18 protein-coding genes are annotated in these 16,212 nt (G+C 65.5%); 6 read left to right on the top strand and 12 right to left on the bottom strand.

Annotated elements, in window-relative coordinates:
* Positions 1-233 precede the first annotated feature (233 nt).
* From BLR19_RS08995 to BLR19_RS08950, 10 genes are all read right to left on the bottom strand, one after another.
* Complete coding sequence (locus BLR19_RS08995) at positions 234-1,451, bottom strand: hypothetical protein (RefSeq protein ID WP_091749863.1); 1,218 nt, start codon at positions 1,449-1,451, stop codon at positions 234-236.
* Between the two features lie 48 nt (positions 1,452-1,499).
* Positions 1,500-3,089: a hypothetical protein gene (locus BLR19_RS08990; protein WP_091749860.1), complete on the bottom strand. Its 1,590-nt coding sequence runs from the start codon at positions 3,087-3,089 to the stop codon at positions 1,500-1,502.
* Between the two features lie 361 nt (positions 3,090-3,450).
* Positions 3,451-4,020 (bottom strand): recombinase family protein, encoded by a 570-nt coding sequence (locus BLR19_RS08985; RefSeq protein ID WP_091749856.1) that lies wholly within the window; start codon positions 4,018-4,020, stop codon positions 3,451-3,453.
* A 300-nt stretch (positions 4,021-4,320) separates the two neighbouring features.
* Positions 4,321-4,746: an OsmC family protein gene (locus BLR19_RS08980; protein ID WP_091749853.1), complete on the bottom strand. Its 426-nt coding sequence runs from the start codon at positions 4,744-4,746 to the stop codon at positions 4,321-4,323.
* 91 nt (positions 4,747-4,837) lie between these two features.
* Positions 4,838-5,827 carry a malate dehydrogenase gene (locus BLR19_RS08975; RefSeq protein ID WP_066550122.1) on the bottom strand — a complete coding sequence of 330 codons (990 nt, stop codon included), beginning with the start codon at positions 5,825-5,827 and terminating at the stop codon, positions 4,838-4,840.
* Between the two features lie 7 nt (positions 5,828-5,834).
* Complete coding sequence (locus BLR19_RS08970) at positions 5,835-6,458, bottom strand: DsbA family protein (protein ID WP_066550121.1); 624 nt, start codon at positions 6,456-6,458, stop codon at positions 5,835-5,837.
* Positions 6,459-6,491: 33 nt separating this feature from the next.
* Positions 6,492-7,673, bottom strand: a complete 1,182-nt coding sequence (locus BLR19_RS08965; RefSeq protein ID WP_091749850.1) for a TDT family transporter — start codon at positions 7,671-7,673, stop codon at positions 6,492-6,494.
* Between the two features lie 22 nt (positions 7,674-7,695).
* The gene (locus BLR19_RS14625; protein WP_143007353.1) at positions 7,696-8,217 is read right to left on the bottom strand and encodes a hypothetical protein; all 522 of its coding nucleotides are present in this window, start codon (positions 8,215-8,217) and stop codon (positions 7,696-7,698) included.
* A 127-nt stretch (positions 8,218-8,344) separates the two neighbouring features.
* Positions 8,345-8,836 (bottom strand): uracil-DNA glycosylase, encoded by a 492-nt coding sequence (locus tag BLR19_RS08955; protein ID WP_176758313.1) that lies wholly within the window; start codon positions 8,834-8,836, stop codon positions 8,345-8,347.
* A 110-nt stretch (positions 8,837-8,946) separates the two neighbouring features.
* A complete protein-coding gene (locus tag BLR19_RS08950) occupies positions 8,947-9,831 on the bottom strand; it encodes a LysR substrate-binding domain-containing protein (RefSeq protein ID WP_055808299.1) in 885 nt (294 codons plus the stop codon).
* Between the two features lie 115 nt (positions 9,832-9,946).
* On the opposite strand from BLR19_RS08950, the gene BLR19_RS08945 reads away from it, so the two are divergent.
* The 3 genes from BLR19_RS08945 to BLR19_RS08935 are packed head-to-tail and all read left to right on the top strand — an operon-like array spanning position 9,947 to position 12,473.
* Positions 9,947-10,354, top strand: a complete 408-nt coding sequence (locus BLR19_RS08945; protein ID WP_066554618.1) for a CopM family metallochaperone — start codon at positions 9,947-9,949, stop codon at positions 10,352-10,354.
* Positions 10,351-11,790: a YncE family protein gene (locus tag BLR19_RS08940; protein WP_091749841.1), complete on the top strand. Its 1,440-nt coding sequence runs from the start codon at positions 10,351-10,353 to the stop codon at positions 11,788-11,790. The genes BLR19_RS08945 and BLR19_RS08940 overlap by 4 nt, the downstream gene beginning before the upstream one ends.
* An 11-nt stretch (positions 11,791-11,801) precedes the next feature.
* Positions 11,802-12,473, top strand: a complete 672-nt coding sequence (locus BLR19_RS08935) for an MBL fold metallo-hydrolase (RefSeq protein ID WP_055808303.1) — start codon at positions 11,802-11,804, stop codon at positions 12,471-12,473.
* Positions 12,474-12,594: 121 nt separating this feature from the next.
* Here BLR19_RS08935 and BLR19_RS08930 read toward each other — a convergent pair whose 3' ends face one another.
* The gene (locus tag BLR19_RS08930) at positions 12,595-13,596 is read right to left on the bottom strand and encodes a fatty acid desaturase family protein (protein WP_091749837.1); all 1,002 of its coding nucleotides are present in this window, start codon (positions 13,594-13,596) and stop codon (positions 12,595-12,597) included.
* A 127-nt stretch (positions 13,597-13,723) separates the two neighbouring features.
* Here BLR19_RS08930 and BLR19_RS08925 point away from each other — a divergent pair, with 127 nt between their 5' ends.
* Genes BLR19_RS08925 through BLR19_RS08915 form a run of 3 tightly spaced genes read left to right on the top strand, consistent with a single transcriptional unit; the run spans position 13,724 to position 15,313 of the window.
* Complete coding sequence (locus BLR19_RS08925) at positions 13,724-14,131, top strand: hypothetical protein (protein ID WP_055752780.1); 408 nt, start codon at positions 13,724-13,726, stop codon at positions 14,129-14,131.
* Positions 14,128-14,328, top strand: coding sequence for a helix-turn-helix transcriptional regulator (locus BLR19_RS08920; RefSeq protein WP_039244155.1), 201 nt, complete (start codon positions 14,128-14,130; stop codon positions 14,326-14,328). The genes BLR19_RS08925 and BLR19_RS08920 overlap by 4 nt, the downstream gene beginning before the upstream one ends.
* 37 nt (positions 14,329-14,365) lie before the next feature.
* Entirely contained in the window at positions 14,366-15,313 is a 948-nt protein-coding gene (locus tag BLR19_RS08915; protein ID WP_066549686.1) for an alpha/beta fold hydrolase, read from the top strand.
* A gap of 39 nt (positions 15,314-15,352) precedes the next feature.
* Here BLR19_RS08915 and BLR19_RS08910 read toward each other — a convergent pair whose 3' ends face one another.
* Positions 15,353-16,189 (bottom strand): DUF3298 and DUF4163 domain-containing protein, encoded by an 837-nt coding sequence (locus BLR19_RS08910; RefSeq protein ID WP_218119376.1) that lies wholly within the window; start codon positions 16,187-16,189, stop codon positions 15,353-15,355.
* Positions 16,190-16,212: the final 23 nt, after the last annotated feature.

Here is a 16,212-nt window from a genome sequence, read left to right as displayed (position 1 = left end):
AAAAACCGAAGGGACCCGCCGCTGGGGCTGGCACCTTCGGTTCTATTTATCTCCGGCGGCATCTGGCGCGTCCGAGGGCAACGAAAGTGACAGATCGGGCAGCAGGTCCCTCTCCCATCCGCCCTGCTGATCCGTGCCTTCCCGATCGGCCCAGATTGGTCCGCACACGCGCCTCCGGGTTCTGCTTGGTCAGACGGCAAGCGATCGTGCAGAACCCCAAATCACGCCCCCGTCTACGTCCAGCTCGTTTCCTGCCATTCGTCGTCGAGGGCGTCCTGAAAGCCCTTCAGATGTCCGCTGATCGTCTTCTCGGGCGCGTAGGCGCCGAGATAGGCGAAGACGTCATGAAGGCGCTGCGCGAGCCCTGGAGGGTTTAGTTGACCTCCTCCAGACACTAGGTCCGCCCACCGGTTGGCTTCTTCGATATTCCGCAGAAGCTGTTCGGTGTTGTGATGCGTGAGCAGGGCATGACCGGTGGAATCCAGCCCGCTCTGACTGAGCCCGCCACGGGTTAGGATTTCGCCCATGGTCAGGCGGCTGCCTAGATAGGTATCCGTTGCCGGGAAGAGGAAGGGCGACCCAGAAAGTTGGGGGTCAAGAGGTAAGCGGGCCTGCTCACTCGTAAAACTGGTCCACTTCGCCCCGGTGAAGATCAGCCCGTTTGCCGCCATCATGCTTGGGGTCGCGGTGTCGAAGGTGACCTCCGCGTCGCCGTGCTGGCCCAGACCCATCTTGATAGCCGAGAGTTCTACGGCGCGCTGAAGGCTGCTCGTGCCGAGAACATGGAGGTGACGACCGAGCCGATTCTCCTCGACCATGCGTGCGATGAGTCGGGTCATCGTCAGGAGATCGCGACTGCCGCCCCCGAATGCCCAGCCGTCAGAAGGATAGTGTTTGACCGCGTCGTACCAAGCCAAACACTCCTGCCAGTCGCGACCCTGTAGGACGTTCAGGACGATCAGGTCATCGTTCGTACGTGCGTTCGAAAAATCCTTCAGGTTGACCAGCGTATCGTCCAGACAGTCCTGGAAGCTGTTCCAGCGCCCCTTGCCGATGGCGCGTGTGGGAATGTCCATGGTCATCGCCACGTCGGCATGGGTCTCAGCCCAGCCCAGGTAGGCGAAGACCGTGCTGTGGGCGGTGAACAAATGTGGTGCCCCGATGAACTGGAAGCCGCCACTATCCGCGATCAGCTTCGTCGCCTTTCGGTCCCGGCTGCCCACGATGCCGGGCGGCACGCCAGCAGGGCTGTTGATAAACTGACCCCATGACAAGAGGGTCCAGGGCGCGAACACATGCGCGGCAGGGTCAAGGATGTTCAGGTCTTCACCGGTTAAACCAGCGGGGAAGGGACGCCGTGGCGGGCGTGCGGGGTCCATGATGGTGATGAAGCTGCGCTGGAGCGCCGGCGCGTACTGGGCGCGCCAGTGAGGGATGATTGGTTGGGCCATAGGTTGTCGCCAGAAGGCGGGGCGGCAGCGAACCGCCGCCCCTCTTCCTTACGCGGCCTCCTGATCGGCATCGACCTGGAAGGTCGTGCGGCTGTACCGCTGGAAGACGCTGCCGTTTTCGCGCGCCCCCTTGCCCGTCAAGCTGGCGAGGAACACTTTGTGGTCAGCGCCTAGGCCCGCAAACCCGACTTCCAGAACACCGGCGGGGTTGATCGCGAACGTAAGGTCGCTTCGTTCCACTCTCTGGCTGATGGCCCAGTCAAGCACGTTCGCAAGGTCGGGGGCGGGAACTGCAATCGACGAGTTCCTGACCTCGCCACCTTCCGACACGGCGTCGAACTCCATGGCCTTGGCCGCCCCCAGCTTGAAGCTCACCAAGGTCGCGGACACACCGACCTCCACCTTGAGCGCCTTTCGGCTTTCTTTGTTGGCCAAATAGTCGTCCCGCATCTTGGCGACCTGATCGTTAGCCAGGGTGAGTCTGGGTGCCTTGCTTGGGCTGGCGAGACGGTGTGCAAAACTGCGCTCGCCCCATCGCGCGGGATCGAGGACGCGGAGGGTGTGGACCTTCTTGGAGCCCTCCTTCTTCACGAAGTCGATTCCGTTGTCGGTGAAACCCGACCAGTTGTAGGCCACCCGTTCAACCGGCTCCGCGATGTTGCGCTCAAAGGCGTTGCGGCTGTTCGCGTTCAGGAGCAGGAACTCGTCACCAAAAATCGCCGCACGAAACTCGGTGCGTACGATCATTTCCGGCGATCCCACCATGCTGATGCTGGTTTCCATCCAGCGATCTCGGATCAAGGTGGCGCGGGGAGCCACAAGCTTGGCCGACTTCGGATCGCTGGCCATGCTGGGTAGATCGACCTCCCTCGGCACAATCAGCGATCGGGCCATGAGGACGTGTTCGCTGACGCCGTTGAGCTGGTAGCTCAGGCCCGAAAGATCCGGCTTCTTCAGCGCCCGAAGGAGCGCCTTGCTGTCAACGGAGACCTGCGCGCTGATCCGATAGCCGTCGGCGGTCCTGTGCGCGGCGAGCATTACCACCTCACCTGGCTGGTTGAGGCGAAGATCAAGCTGAGCGAGCGCGGGCAGATTGCTCATCAATGCAATCGTCTCGCTGTTGCTCTCAGCATCCTCGGCTTCGGCCTCAGCGTCAGCGCTGTCACCACTTTGGCCCTTCTTCAAGCCTTTGACGATGTTGCGAACCTCGGTCTGCCGGGCCGACCCGAAGAGGCCGGTGATGTCATCTGGTGTGATGCCCGGTTTGGTCAAACCCCCTATGTCCTTGGCCTTCTCCTTAGCCGCGATCATTACTTTGGCGAATTCCGTCAGTCGGTCGCTGGCGTCCTTCTTGTCGTCGCCTTTGAGGTCGTTGATGTTGACGTTCAGCAAGCCCGGCAGAACCCAGTGTTCCTGGCTTTGACCGGCGCGCGGGCCATCCTTGTTCGCCCCGTTCTTGATCGCCATCGCCTTGAGAGTGGCGAGGTCATCATCATCTAGGTTTGCGAGGACGATTGCGCATTCGACCCGGAAGGCGAACCGGTCGTCATCACCCTGAATTTCAGTCGTATAGCGCGTGTGAAGGCCCGCAACGGTGAGTGCGATTGAGCTCGTGGCAGTAGTGGTCGTGATAGTCACCTTTGATCTCCTGATCAGGTGACGCTGTCGGATGGGCAGGCTGTAACGTGGATATGACACTGCTTCACCGCGACTGCGTCGTGGTTGAAAAAGTGCCCGTTCGGTACGAGCCGGCTGCCTGGGTCTTTTTGGCCCAGGCGGATGGTCAGGAGACCTACGATCCCAGGTCGAAAGCCATAGCTTTCAGGTGGGATGAAAACCAGAACGACGCCAAACCCGCCGCTCAATCCGATGAGCCGTTACTTAGGTCTTCCAAGACGTCATGTCTAGTGACGATTTTGTGACGTCTGAAGCGTGTGCCTTTTGCGCCACAATTACTTGCTCGTTGCTTATCAGTTCGATCTGGCGTCTGGACCGCTGGTTAAACCAGCGGCATTCGGTTCGGCGCGCTCGATTTCAGTACGCGATAGACTGTCATCCGCGACACCCCGGCTTTGAAGGCAACCGCTGTCGGCCCAATGCCGGTCGCTATGAGCGCGCGAATAGCCGCCTCGTCCACGGATTTACGGCGGCCTTTATAGACCCCGCGCTCCTTCGCCGCCGCGATGCCGGATCTTTGGCGCTCGCGTAGAAACGACCGTTCGAGTTCTGCGACCATGCCGAGCGTGGTGATGACGATGCGGCCAAGGTCGCCGCCCGTACTGATCTCGGGTTCAAGGACGCGCAAGCTGGCGCCCTTGGCTTCGAGTTCGGCCACGATGTTGAGGGTGTCCCGCGTCGATCTGGCGAGACGATCCAGCCTCACCACGACCAACTCGTCCCCCTCGCGGATGAAATCGAGGATCGCCCCGAGTTCGCCTCGTCCCTCACGCGCGGCACCTGTCACCTTCTCGGCACGGATAGGCGCGCACCCATCCTGTGCCAGGCGGTCGATCTGCAGCTGGTAATCCTGTCCCGCGCTGCTGACCCGTGCGTAGCCGATCCTCGCCATCTTCCCTCCCGGTGTAACATTCGGGTGGACTCTATTGCCGTCCGTCACAACGGGCGACCTGGAAGGCAAATGTGACGCCGACGCGGGTGCGGGGGCGTCACACCGGGCCGTCACGCATGGGTGTACTCATCATTTACGGCAGCCGGCGGCATGTCCGGTCCTGACTCATTGCTGACCTTCCGAAGGTCCGCTTCCGGCGGAATGGAAGTTTGTGTCTAGTGGGACCACACTTTTCGTGTCCCGACCAACACTGAGAAAGAGGGGGATGGGCGGGACGTGGCGATGGCCTTCGCCTCGCAGCTAGATGGTCGCCTTGCACCAGATCGTTTCGATCGAAACTGTACCTACGAGCATCCGATTAATTGGGCACTTGTCGGCGATCTCCAGCAACCGGATCCTCTGTTCCTCCGGTAGCCCAGTCGGCAGAGTGATTGTTCGGGTGAACTGATCCGACGGTGTCGCCCCCAAGTCCCGGGTCAACAAGACCTCGACGGACATGGCGCCCAAGGTCCAGCCTTTCCGGTTGGCGTACAGGCGCAGGGTCTGGGCCGTACAGGAGGCGAGCGCCGCCTGCACCAGCTCGTGAGGGGTCGGACCGAGATCCAGCCCGCCCAGGGCGACGGGTTCGTCGACCACGAAGCGGGCGGGGCCCGCGGTGATCGTCAGTTGTAGGCCGCCGAGACCGGCGTCGGTCGCGATCGAGGGCCGGGAAGCTGCGTCGGTCATGGGAATCCTTCGGCGAAGTTTGGAAAACAGGGACGCCGTCGCCTGCCTTGGCGACGGCGACTACATGAGCATGTTCGACGGCGTCGGATGATCAGGCGTCCGCCAGGACCGCGAGCGCGGCGTCGCGCTCCTCGATCAACTCCTGCACCGAAGCGGCCAGACCGGCGCGCGTGAAGGCGTCGAGCTCCAGACCCGTGACGGGCGCATAGACGCCGTCGCGGCAGGTCGTCGGCACACCGCAGACCAGCCCTTCGGGAATGTCGTACTGGCCGATCGAGGCGACGCCCATCGAAACCCAACGGCCGTTCGAGCCCTGCACCCAGTCGCGCATATGGTTGATGGCGGCGTTGGCGGCCGAGGCCGCCGAGGAGGCGCCGCGGGCTTCCAGCACGGCCGTGCCGCGACGAGCCACCTCAGGGATGAGGGTGTCGCGATACCAGGTCTCGTCGTTGATGAGCCCGGCCAGAGACTGGCCCTCCACGGTCGCATGGCTCCAGTCGGCGAACATGGTCGGGGAGTGATTGCCCCAGACCGCGAGCTTCTCCACGGCATCGACGGGGACGCCCGCGCGGCGCGCGAACTGGGCGGCGGCGCGGTTGTGGTCGAGGCGGATCATCGAGGTGATGGCGCCGGGCGGCAGATCCGGCGCGGACTGGATCGCCACCCAGGCATTGGTGTTCGCCGGATTGCCAACCACCAGAACCTTGACGGAGCGTTTGGCGACCGCGTTCAGGGCCGCGCCCTGGGTCTTGAAGATGGCGGCGTTGGCCGCCAGCAGGTCGCGGCGCTCCATGCCCTTGGCGCGGGGGCGCGACCCGACCAGAAAGGCGGCGTCGATGTCGTCGAAGGCGATAATGGGGTCGTCGGTGGTCTGGATGGAGGTTAGTAGCGGAAAGGCGCAATCGTCCAGCTCCATGACCACGCCCTGGAGCGCCGCCTGAGCCTGAGGCAGGTCGAGGAGGCGAAGATCGATCGGGGTGTCGGGCCCGAACACATCGCCCTGGGCCAGGCGGAACAGCAGGGCGTAGGCGATCTGGCCGGCGGCGCCGGAGACGGCGACCTTGACGGGGGCGTTGGGCATCGGAACCTCAGGATTGCGGGGTTTGAGAAAGGGCTTGGTCGATCGAGGCGGAGACGGCTTCGAGGGTCAGGGCGGTGTCCAGACGTCGGCCCTGGACGAAGAGCGTCGGCGTTCCATTCACCCCGGCGTCGCGGGCACGGGCGACACGGCGCTCCAGGGCCGCGATGGCCTCGGGATCGGTGATGCAGGATTGAAGCCGCGCCTCGCTGATGCCGAACCGCGCCGCGATCCTCAGGAGGGCGTCGCGCGGGCCGCCGCCGTTCGCCCATTCGGACTGGCCGTGCATCAGGGCGTCGATGACCTCGAAATAGCGATCTTCGCCTGCGCACCGCGCCAGCAGAACGCCGGCGGCGGAGAGGTTGGCGGGGCCGGTGATGAATTCGCGATAGATCAGCCGGACCCGCCCGGCGTCGATGTAGCGCCGCCGGAGTTCGGGCAGCACCTCGATGGCGAAGCGGGCGCAGGGGCCGCAGGTGGTCGAGGCGTATTCGATCAGGGTCACGGGCGCGTCAGCCTGGCCCAGCACCATGTCGTCGGCTTCGGCCGCGCGCGGCGCACAGGCGGTGATCAAGGCGCCGACGCCGCCCGCCATGAGGACGCGGCGTGACGGCGTGAAAAGGTCATGAGGCATTGGTGATTCCAGAAAGGACGGAGTGGAGGCGGATCAGCGTGCGCAAGGGATGTCGCGCTTGGCCGCCTTGGCGAGGCAGGGGGCGACGAACAGGTCTCCGCGCCAGGCGCCGCGCACCGTACGGGCGCCGACGATCAGCCACAGCACCAGCAGTGCGGCGACCAGGGCCATGCCGAACAGGTTGAAGGCCGGGATGGGGAGCAGGGTTCCCAGCTTCAGCGTCGCGACAGAGAAGACGCCGAGTGGGAAGGTGTAGCCCCACCAGCCCAGATTGAACGGCAGGCCCTGACGCAAGTAGCGCAGGGTGATCAGCACGGCCATCGCGGCCCACCACAGGCCGTAGGCCCACAGCAGCAGGCCGCCGATCAGGCCGATCCCGCGCGCGGCGTCGCCGTACTGGCCCAGACCGGCGGCGGTGAAGATGGCGGGCGCGGCCTGGCCGAGCACCAGCATGCCGAGCGCGCCCGTGCCGATCGGGCCCAGCGACAGCCAGCTGGAGGCCGCCATACCGGCGTGCGGCAGTTTGTGGATCGCCATGCGGAGCACGAGGATGACCAGGATGCTCATCGCCAGCGGCACGGACAGGGCCCACAGGCCATAGCTGACTACCAGCACCGACAGGGCGGCGTTCGGGTCCGCGAGGTGCGGCGCGATCAGGCCGCCGGTGACGGCCGCGACCTCGGCCGCCACGACCGGCAGCAGCCAGACGGCCGTCATCTGATCGATGGCGTGCTCCTGGCGGGTGAACATCATGAAGGGGATGCCGATGCCGCAGGCGACGGCAAGGGCCACGTCGATCCACCACAGGGCTTCGGCGACCGGCACGACGCCTTCGCCCCAGCGCGCCAGGCCGAAGGCCATCAGGCCGTTGATGATGGTCGCCAGCCCCATCGGGATGCAGCCGAAGAACATCGACACGACCGAATGGCCGAAGATTCGTCGCGCGCCGTCGAAGAAGAAGATCCAGCGCGCCGCGTAGAGAACGGTGAACAGGGCGAACAGGCCGATGTTGAAAACCCACAGGGCTTCGGCGACGATTTTTACGCCGGGTATGGGGACCGGAAGCTGGTTCAGCGCCAGGGCGAGGATGCCGGTTCCCATGGTGGCGGCGAACCAGTTCGGCGTGAACTGCCGCACGATCTCCCTGGGCGATTGCAGACTCGCCAACGGGCGAAGGCCGAAGGCGACGTCGCGAACGTGAATGTCATGAGCCATGAGAGGTTATCCAGACGAGCGGTCAGCCCGCGGTGAAGCGATAGACGGCGCCGAGCACGACGGCGGTGACCAGAAGGCAGGCGGGCAGGGTCAGCATCTGCAACGCGGCATCGCGGCCGCTGATCCAGCCCGTGTCGATGATCACGCGACCGGCGAGGCAATCGTTCAAGGAGCGGATGCGCTCGCCCGGCGCAGGCGTATCGGCCAGCAGGCTCATCCCGGTGAGAAGGCCGAAGAACATCAGGCCGAGAACGGTGATGAAGCCCAGGGCGAGCATCGCCTCGCCGTGACCGAACACCAGCCAGAACGCGGCCACCATGGCGGCGTAGAGACCCGCGACCGCCTTGACCATTGCGGGGTGAACGCCGGTAAGGCCGACGCCAGGCTGGACCCGGTGCAAGGTCTCGCCGGATTGGGTCGCGGCGATGGGAGAAGGCGGAATGAAAGGCGTCTGCGGTTTTACATTCTCAGGACCGATGGCCTGGCGCCTGGTGACGGACCTGCGGCCTTGGCGCATGGCCGGAGCGGCGAGAAGGGTGGTCATGGCGGCTCTCCTTTCGGAGTGGAGGCCAGTCTTCGGCGCGCTCCTCGACATCCGGGATGCGCCTCTTGGATCATCAGCTCCAACGGATGTTTTAGATAGGTTTGTTCGCTTTGATCGAATGAACGCCCTAGGGGGTGATCAGCGCGGCTGCCCACGCAAAGGCGGCCTGCAGGCCAAGACGATGCTCGGGGGCGGTGTTGATGAACGTCGGGCTCGGGTGTGGCGCGAGACACAGCTCCACTTCAGGCCGCAGGCGGGTCAGCGTCGGAGCCGCCATCGCGGCGACGCGGCCGCACAATACCACGGCCCTGAGGCGATGAAGCGGGGTGACCAGTCCCTCTAGCGTGGCCAGGCCGGAGGCGATCTCCTGTCTTGTCAGCGGTCGCGCGGACCCCGAGCGAAGCCAGGGGACCGTGTTCCAAAGGACGATGCGGCGGCGGTCGAGCCCCGCTGCTTTCATCGCGCGCTTCAGGTTGCGCGCGGTGCCCGTGGGATTGTCGATGGAGACGAGGCGATCCGCTTGCGGTCCCGGGGCCGGTGTCTCCAGAAGCACAAGGATTTCCGCCTCGTCTCCACCGTCGAGGGGGTCGAACTTCGGCGTACCTTGTTGAGCGCCCACGCCCCTATCCAGAGCTCTCAGGAATCCGTTCAGTCCCTCGAGATGCGTGTGAGGCGGCGCGCGGTCATTCACCAGTGAAGGCCAGACACCGCCTTGACGAGCCGACGCGCTCAATGGCGTGACGCCGTCAGGGACGCCAGGAACACCTCGCCCGCCTTTGAGCGATAGCGCTGCTTGTGCCGCAGGAGCCAGAACGGGCGGTCGGGCAAGGTCAGGGGCAGGGCGGCGAGGATGCCGGCGCGCAGGCGCGCGGCGACGACATTGCGCGACACGACCGTCGCTCCCGCACCGGCCTCGACGGCGGCGGCGACCGCCTCATTCCCGGGCAAGGTCATGGCCACGTCCAGAGCGTCGATGGCCAGCCCGCGCTGATTGAGGGCCGTCTCAAAAGCCGACCGGGTGCCGGAGCCGGGCTCGCGCAACACCCAGGTCATTTGCTTCAGGTCCGGCGGCCCGGCGCCGTCCTGGGCGGCGGGGTGGTCGGCCGCGACGACCAGCACCAGTTCGTCGTGATCCAGAACCGAACGGCTCAACGCCGGCTCGTTCAGTTCGCCCTCGACCAGACCCAGTTCAGCGCAGCCCTCCAGGACAGCGTCGGCCACCTCGCGCGTATTGCCGATCGAGACCTCGATGCGGATGCCGGGATGAGCCTGATGAAACCGGGTCAGTCGGGCGGGAAGCCACCAGCCGGCGATGGTCTGGCTGGCGTGGATCGACAGTCGTCCGCGTTTCAGGCCGCCCAGGTCGTCGAGCGCGTCCTGCGCCGCCTCGACACGGGCGAGGATCGCCTTGGCCTCGACGAGGAAGGTTGCGCCCGCCTCGTTCAGGACGATGTTGCGGCCAACGCGGTCGAACAGGGCGACGCCGTGGCGGCCCTCCAGCGTCGTCACCGCCGAGCTGACCGCCGACTGGGTCAGGTTCAGGGCCTCGGCGGCGCGGGTTACGTGCTGGCGCTCGGCGACGGCGACGAAGATGCGGAGCTGGTCCAGGGTCATGGGACAATCCTAACCCACGAAGCGGCGACTTCGACAGGGAACGTTCGGCGACGGCGAACGTTCCGAGCGGAACATCGCGTTGGTCGTCCGGGACGATCGCCTGCAGGATCGGATCATGACCCACGCCCCACCCTCCCGATGGATCAGAACCGGCGTCCTGGCGCTTGGCTCGGCGATTGCCGGTGCCGCAGTTATGGCCTTCGCACAGATGCCCGGCTCGGACTTCGATGCGGCGATGGCCGAGGCGATGGAGCGGATGCACCGCGACATGGCGGTAGAATCCACCGGCGACCCAGACGTGGACTTCGCCGCCATGATGATCCCGCATCATCAGGGCGCCATCGACATGGCGCGCGTCGAGCTTCTGTACGGGCAGGACGAGACCATGAAGCGTCTGGCCCAGGGGATCATCATTGAACAGACCCAGGAAATCGCCCTGATGCGCGACTACCTGACCCGCCATTCTGATGCGCCGACGCCGACCGGCGGCGCGACCTCGACCCATCACGGACACGGATCATGACCCTGACAGCCCGCGCCATCGCCGCCCTTGTTCTCAGCCTGTCCGCCGGACACGCCTTGGCCGATCAGGTTCCGGGCGCGGCGGCGGCGCCCGCCATCCCGATCAGCAGCCAGGATCGGTTCTATTCGGCCGACCAGTTCTCCAACACCGTCTCGGTGGTCGATCCCTCGACCAACGGCCTGCTGGGGGTGATTTCCCTCGGCGAACCGACTCCGGCCAACCTCAGCCCGCTCTACAAGGGCCAGTTGCTGGTCCACGGCATCGGCGCGGCGCCGGACGGCAAGACGATCGCCGTGGTCTCGATCGGGTCCAACTCGGTCAGCTTCATCGACACGGCCAGCAACACCGTCAAACATACCACCTATGTCGGGCGCTCTCCGCACGAGGCCTTCTTCACGCCGGACGGCCGCGAGGTCTGGGTCACGGTGCGGGGCGAGGCCTATGTTTCGGTGCTGGACGCCGCGACCTATCAGGAGACCGCCCGGGTCGAGACGCCCAACGGGCCGGGCATGACCATCTTCTCGCCGGACGGCCGCTACGCCTACATCTGCTCCAGCTTCAGTCCCGAGACGGTGGTAGTCGAGACCGCGACCCGTCAGATCGTCGGTCGGGTGGCCCAGGCCAGTCCGTTCTGCCCAGACATCGCCGCCACGCCCGATGGAAGCCAGGTCTGGATGACGCTGAAGGACGTGGGCAAGACCATGGTTTTCAACGCCCGTCCGCCGTTCGCTGTCCTACAGACGCTCGACACCGGCCCCTTGACCAACCACGTCAACATCGTGCGCAACGCGGCGGGCCAGTTCGCCTATGTGACCGTCGGGACCGAGAACCGGGTCAAGGTCTATCGCACCGACACCTTCACGCTCGCGACGGAGATCGAGGTGGGGTCGCTGCCGCACGGTCTGTGGCCCTCCGGCGACGGCTCGCGGATTTACGTCGGGCTGGAGAATGGCGACGGCGTGGCGGTCATCGACACCCTGGCCAACCGCGTGATCGCCACCGTGCCGATCGGTCAGGGACCGCAAGGGGTCACCTATGTGCCGCGTGCGGTCACCCAGGGTGACGGCAGGGCCAACCTCACGCCCCTGGGCGCAGCTCGCGCCTCGCATCAACTCGTTCTGACGGGCGAGGGCGACACCCGGTCCCAGGCGACCTTGTTCGAGCAGGGGCAGGTCCAGATGCTGCAGATCGCCGCCGCAGGCCTCCAACCCGGCAAGCCCTATGTCCTCGCCTTCGCCAATGCGGCGGACGGATCGGGGACGCTCGAGCCTCTGACGAAGTTCATGACCAATCCGGCTGGGTCTGCGGTCGTCAACGCCGTGGGCCCGATCCGTCAGGTGGTCGCCGCCGACGCCGGCGCACCCCGCCGTTGGCTGGTCATCGCCTCGGGCACGCCCGAGGCGATCGGCGCGGTCGTCCAGAGACAGTCGGAATAGGACCGGCCGCCATGCGGATCGACAAGTTCGTCCATAGCTGCCTGCGCCTGACGATCGGTGCAGATCGACTGCTCTTCGATCCGGGCAAGTTTTCGTTCGTCGACGGACGGGTCGATCCTGCTGTCTTTTCGGATGTCTCGACGATCGTCCTGACGCACGGCCATCCCGACCACATCGACCCTGACGCTCTGGCCAGGATCGTGCAGGCGAGTGGCGCGACACTCGTCGGCAACGGCGAGGTCGCCGACAAGCTCGGCGAGAAGGGGCTGTCGGTCACGGTGTTCGAGGAGGGCGAACGGACCTTCGGCGCGTTCCGGCTGCAGGCTCAGCCGGTCGCGCATGAGCCCATCCTGTCGGACGAGAGCCCGCAACTGACAGCCTTCCTCGTCAACGACGTTTTCCTCAACCCGGGCGACAGTTTCGACAGCCGTCTGGATCGGTTCGCGGGCGTGGAGGTGCTGGCCCTTCCGGTGATGGCGCCTTACCTGACCGAGCTCACTGTCCATGCGTTCGCCAAACGGATGAAGCCAAAATCGGTCGTCCCGGTCCATGACGGCTACGCTCGCGACTATTTCCTCAGGCAGCGTTACGACGTCTACGAGCCCTATCTGGACAAGGCCGGGATCAAACTGCACCGGCCGATGGCGCCCGGAGACGGGTTCGACGTCTCTGACCATGACTGACGCAGTCTGCACCTCCACCGGTTTCGCGCGATTGCGATCGCGATAAAATGGCGGCGGCTCGGCGTGGTAACTCAGGTGAATGTCGCCTTTGCGCGGTGACTGTCATGTCCGCTCATGGCGCCTAGCTGACCTCGGTCAAACGGGTCGCCGATGCGGGCTTTCCGCTCGCTTCGCGCAATACCGCGATATAGCCCGGCGCTACTTCCATCCGAGCTGTGACGCCCTTTTCTCTCAGCTTTTCATGCAGCGCGGGTAGTTTGTAGCTGTTGACCCACATGAACAGGTGGTGCTCGGCGTGGAAGTTGACCCAGTAGGGCGCGATGAAGGCGCGTTCCCACAGGCTGGCCTTGGTGGTGCGAGCGGCGCGAAAGGGATCGGCCGACGAACCCTCGACGCAGGCGTGTTCGGCGATGTTTCGCAGGCGCGTCACCATCGGAAACCACGTCGCCATCGGCAGCAGCCACAACGCGAAAAAGGCCCACCAGACGCCGGCGGCGATGAAGCCCGCCAGCAGGACCGCGTTGAAGGCGAGGAAGGGCAGGACGGATCGGCCCGTCACGATCGACTCGTAATCATGGGCGCTGTCGCTCATTCCTTTTGTGCTATCGCCCCTTGGGCTGCTTGAGCGCGCGTGCGCTTGGGCTAGCGGCAGCAGGACCCGCTGCTTGAAGAAGGTCTGGCCCGTCAGGTCGCGGATCAGCTTGCGGCGCAGCGAGGCCGGGCTGATGGGAAACGGCGCCGATAGCATCAGATCGGGATCCTCGGCCTGCTGGGCGAAGCGATGATGCGTCAGGTGATAGGGACGATAGGCCTTCAGGCTGGCGCCGATCGGCACGGCGCATAGCCAATGGCCGAGACAATCGTTCAGGCGGTTCGACTTCGACAGGCCGCCATGCGCCGCTTCGTGCATCAGAATGGCTAGACCCAGCTGGCGCGTGCCGACGATCATGACGCACAGCGGGATCAGCCATGGGATCAGGACGCCCGCGATCACGGCCAGCGCGATCACGGCCCAGCAGTGGGCCACCAGCAGCGGGCCGGCCCAGGCCGAGCGCATCTGAAACGGCGCCCATTCCTGAGGCGTGAACAGGGCCGAAGGGGCGATGCGCGGGGCGGCGGACATGGGGGGAGTCTAGCCCTTGACGCGCGTCTGGAAAAGCAACGAAGAAATGTTGGGCGCGCCTGACAAAAAGTCAGGTTGACATGACATTCTGTCGGTGTCAGGTTGTCCTTACACAAGGAGAGCCGATATGTTCACCGCCTGGAAGACCGGAACGCCTGCGCATCGACGCTACATCGTCCGCACGATGGCCTTCTCCGTGCCCTATGTCGCGATCTGCATCGCCATGATGACGACAGACGCGTTCGACGATTTGATGGGGAAACCGGCGGCCTGGGTCCTGGCGGCGGCGGTGTCGGCCCCGGTCATCGGGCAGATTTGGGCGACCCTGGCGCTGATGCGCGAAAGCGACGAGTTCGTGCGCGGCGTGACGGCCAAACAGTTCATCGTCGCCGCAGGGTTGGCCATGGCCGTCGCCACCTTCTGGGGCTTTGGCGAGAGTTTCGCCGGCGCGCCGCATATGCAGACCTGGCTGATCGTGCCGGTATTCTGGGCGCTTTATGGGGTCGTTTCGCCCTTCATCCGGAGCAGCCGATGAAGAACCGTCTGAAGCTTCTACGCGTCGAGCGCGGCTGGACCCAGGAACAGATGGGTCAGGCGCTGGGGGTCTCGCGTCAGGCGGTGATCGCCCTGGAGACCGAGCGGCACGATCCGTCGTTGGACCTGGCCTACCGGATCGCCGCCGTGTTCGAGCGGCCGGTCGAAGAGATCTTTGAAAACCCTCATGCGGGCTGACCGAAAAGTCAGAATAACCTTACAATTGGAGACTGTGATGTCGAACGTCATTCGCCCTTGCCGGGGCGTCTTCGCCCCGTCGCGCCTTGCCGTCATCCTGGGCGTTGTGATCGCCTGCGCCGTGGCCAGCGATCAGGCCCGCGCCCAGACCACGCTACCAGCGGCGTCCAACGCTGCGCCCTTCAACTCCGACCGGCTGTCGGTCGAGGTGGTGGGCCAAGGCCCCGACGTGATCGTGATCCCCGGCTTCGGCTGTTCGCGGGAGGTCTGGCGGGCGACGGCCGATCGGCTGAAAGCGACGCACCGTGTGCATCTGGTGCAGTTGGCGGGTTTCGCCGGCGAGCCGTGGTCGCATGGGGACGGCCCCTTCCTGCAGCCTGTGGTGGATGAGCTGGATCGCTACATTCGCCAGGAGGCCCTGAACCGACCAGCGGTCATCGGCCATTCCATGGGCGCGCTTGTCGGGCTGAGGCTGGCGCAGGCGCATCCCGATGCCGTGGGACGATTGATGAGTGTCGACAGCCTGCCCTTCTTTTCCGCCCTGTTCGGGCCGCAGGTCACGGCCGAGACCGCGCGTCCCTTCGCCGATCAGGCGGCGAGCGGCATTCTGAACACCCCGCGGGACGCCTTCCGCAACGGCCAGACGCAGACGGCGGCGGGCTATTCACGCGATCCGGCGACCCAGGCGGACATCGTCGCCTGGTCCATGGCGGGCGACCGACACGCGATGGCGGCGGCGATCAAGGATGTGATGACCACCGATGCGCGGCCGGGGCTGGCGGCCATGACGACGCCGGTGACGGCGCTTTACGCTGCCGATGCGGACGGCGGGGCGCCGGCGGCGATGGCCGATGCGATGTGGACCCGAGAGTATGCGGCCTTGCCCGGCGTGACCCTGATCCGCGTCGATGGATCGCGGCATTTCATCATGGCGGACCAGCCCGAGCGGTTCGCCGAGCTGGTCGACGCGTTTCTGGCGAAGTGAGCCTTGAAGATCCTCCCCCGCAAACGGGGGAGGATTGGTTCAGCCGTTCTTCGGCGTCACGTCGCCGGCCTTGACCGGGGCGCCGTCGAACTGCTCGGCGTAGGCGGGGTTGAGCAGGGCGCGGAAGACGCTCTGCGGCAGGGCGATCCAGTAGGGGCCGTCCGAATAGGGGCCGATCTGATAGGGCCCCATCAGAAAGGTCACGCCGCCCGCCTTGCCCGGCGTCGTGCCCGGCGTCAGGACGAACGGGGTCGAGACGGCCTTGGGGCAGGTCCACATCTTGCCGTCCAGGGTTGCGGCCTCCGAGCCCGGCGAGCGGGCCTGTTTGGCGGCGTTGGCGGCGGCGCACAGGGCCTTATCCAGAACCGACAGATCGGCGCCCGGCCGGAACAGGTCAGCGAAGCCCAGCCGCTTGTTGGTCGTCTTGTCCCAGATCACGGCGTCGAAACTGGTGTTGGGATGGGCCCCGCCGGTGAATTCGAAATCGGTGCGGGCCAGGCTGACCAGCTTGCCGGTCTCGGCGCCGGGCGCGAAGGCGATGGTCTTTTCATAGGGGTTAGGGCCGCCGCCGGCCTCACTGAGATCGGACTGGGCGCCTTCCTCGAACTGCTTCAGGTCGCGCACCGTGTCGGCATAGAGGGCGGCGTGCAGGGCAGGCGTGGTCTTGATCGCCTGGGGCAGGGTCAATTTGACGGCGGCATAGGGGGTCTTGCTGTCATAGACGACGGGCGTGTTCGACATAGCCGGCGCAGCGGCCGGGGCCTGTGCGGCCGGCGCCGGGGCCTTGTCTTCCTTGCGCTGGCAGGCGGCCAGAGATGCGCAAAGCGTGGCGGCGACAGCGGCGGACAACAGCAGGATGCGGGCGGTGCGCGACATGGGAAACTCCATCATCGGGGGGA

The organism is Brevundimonas sp. 374 (genome assembly GCF_900102995.1).
GTDB classification, from domain to species: domain Bacteria; phylum Pseudomonadota; class Alphaproteobacteria; order Caulobacterales; family Caulobacteraceae; genus Brevundimonas; species Brevundimonas vesicularis_C.
This window is presented reverse-complemented; position numbering and strand designations above follow the sequence as displayed.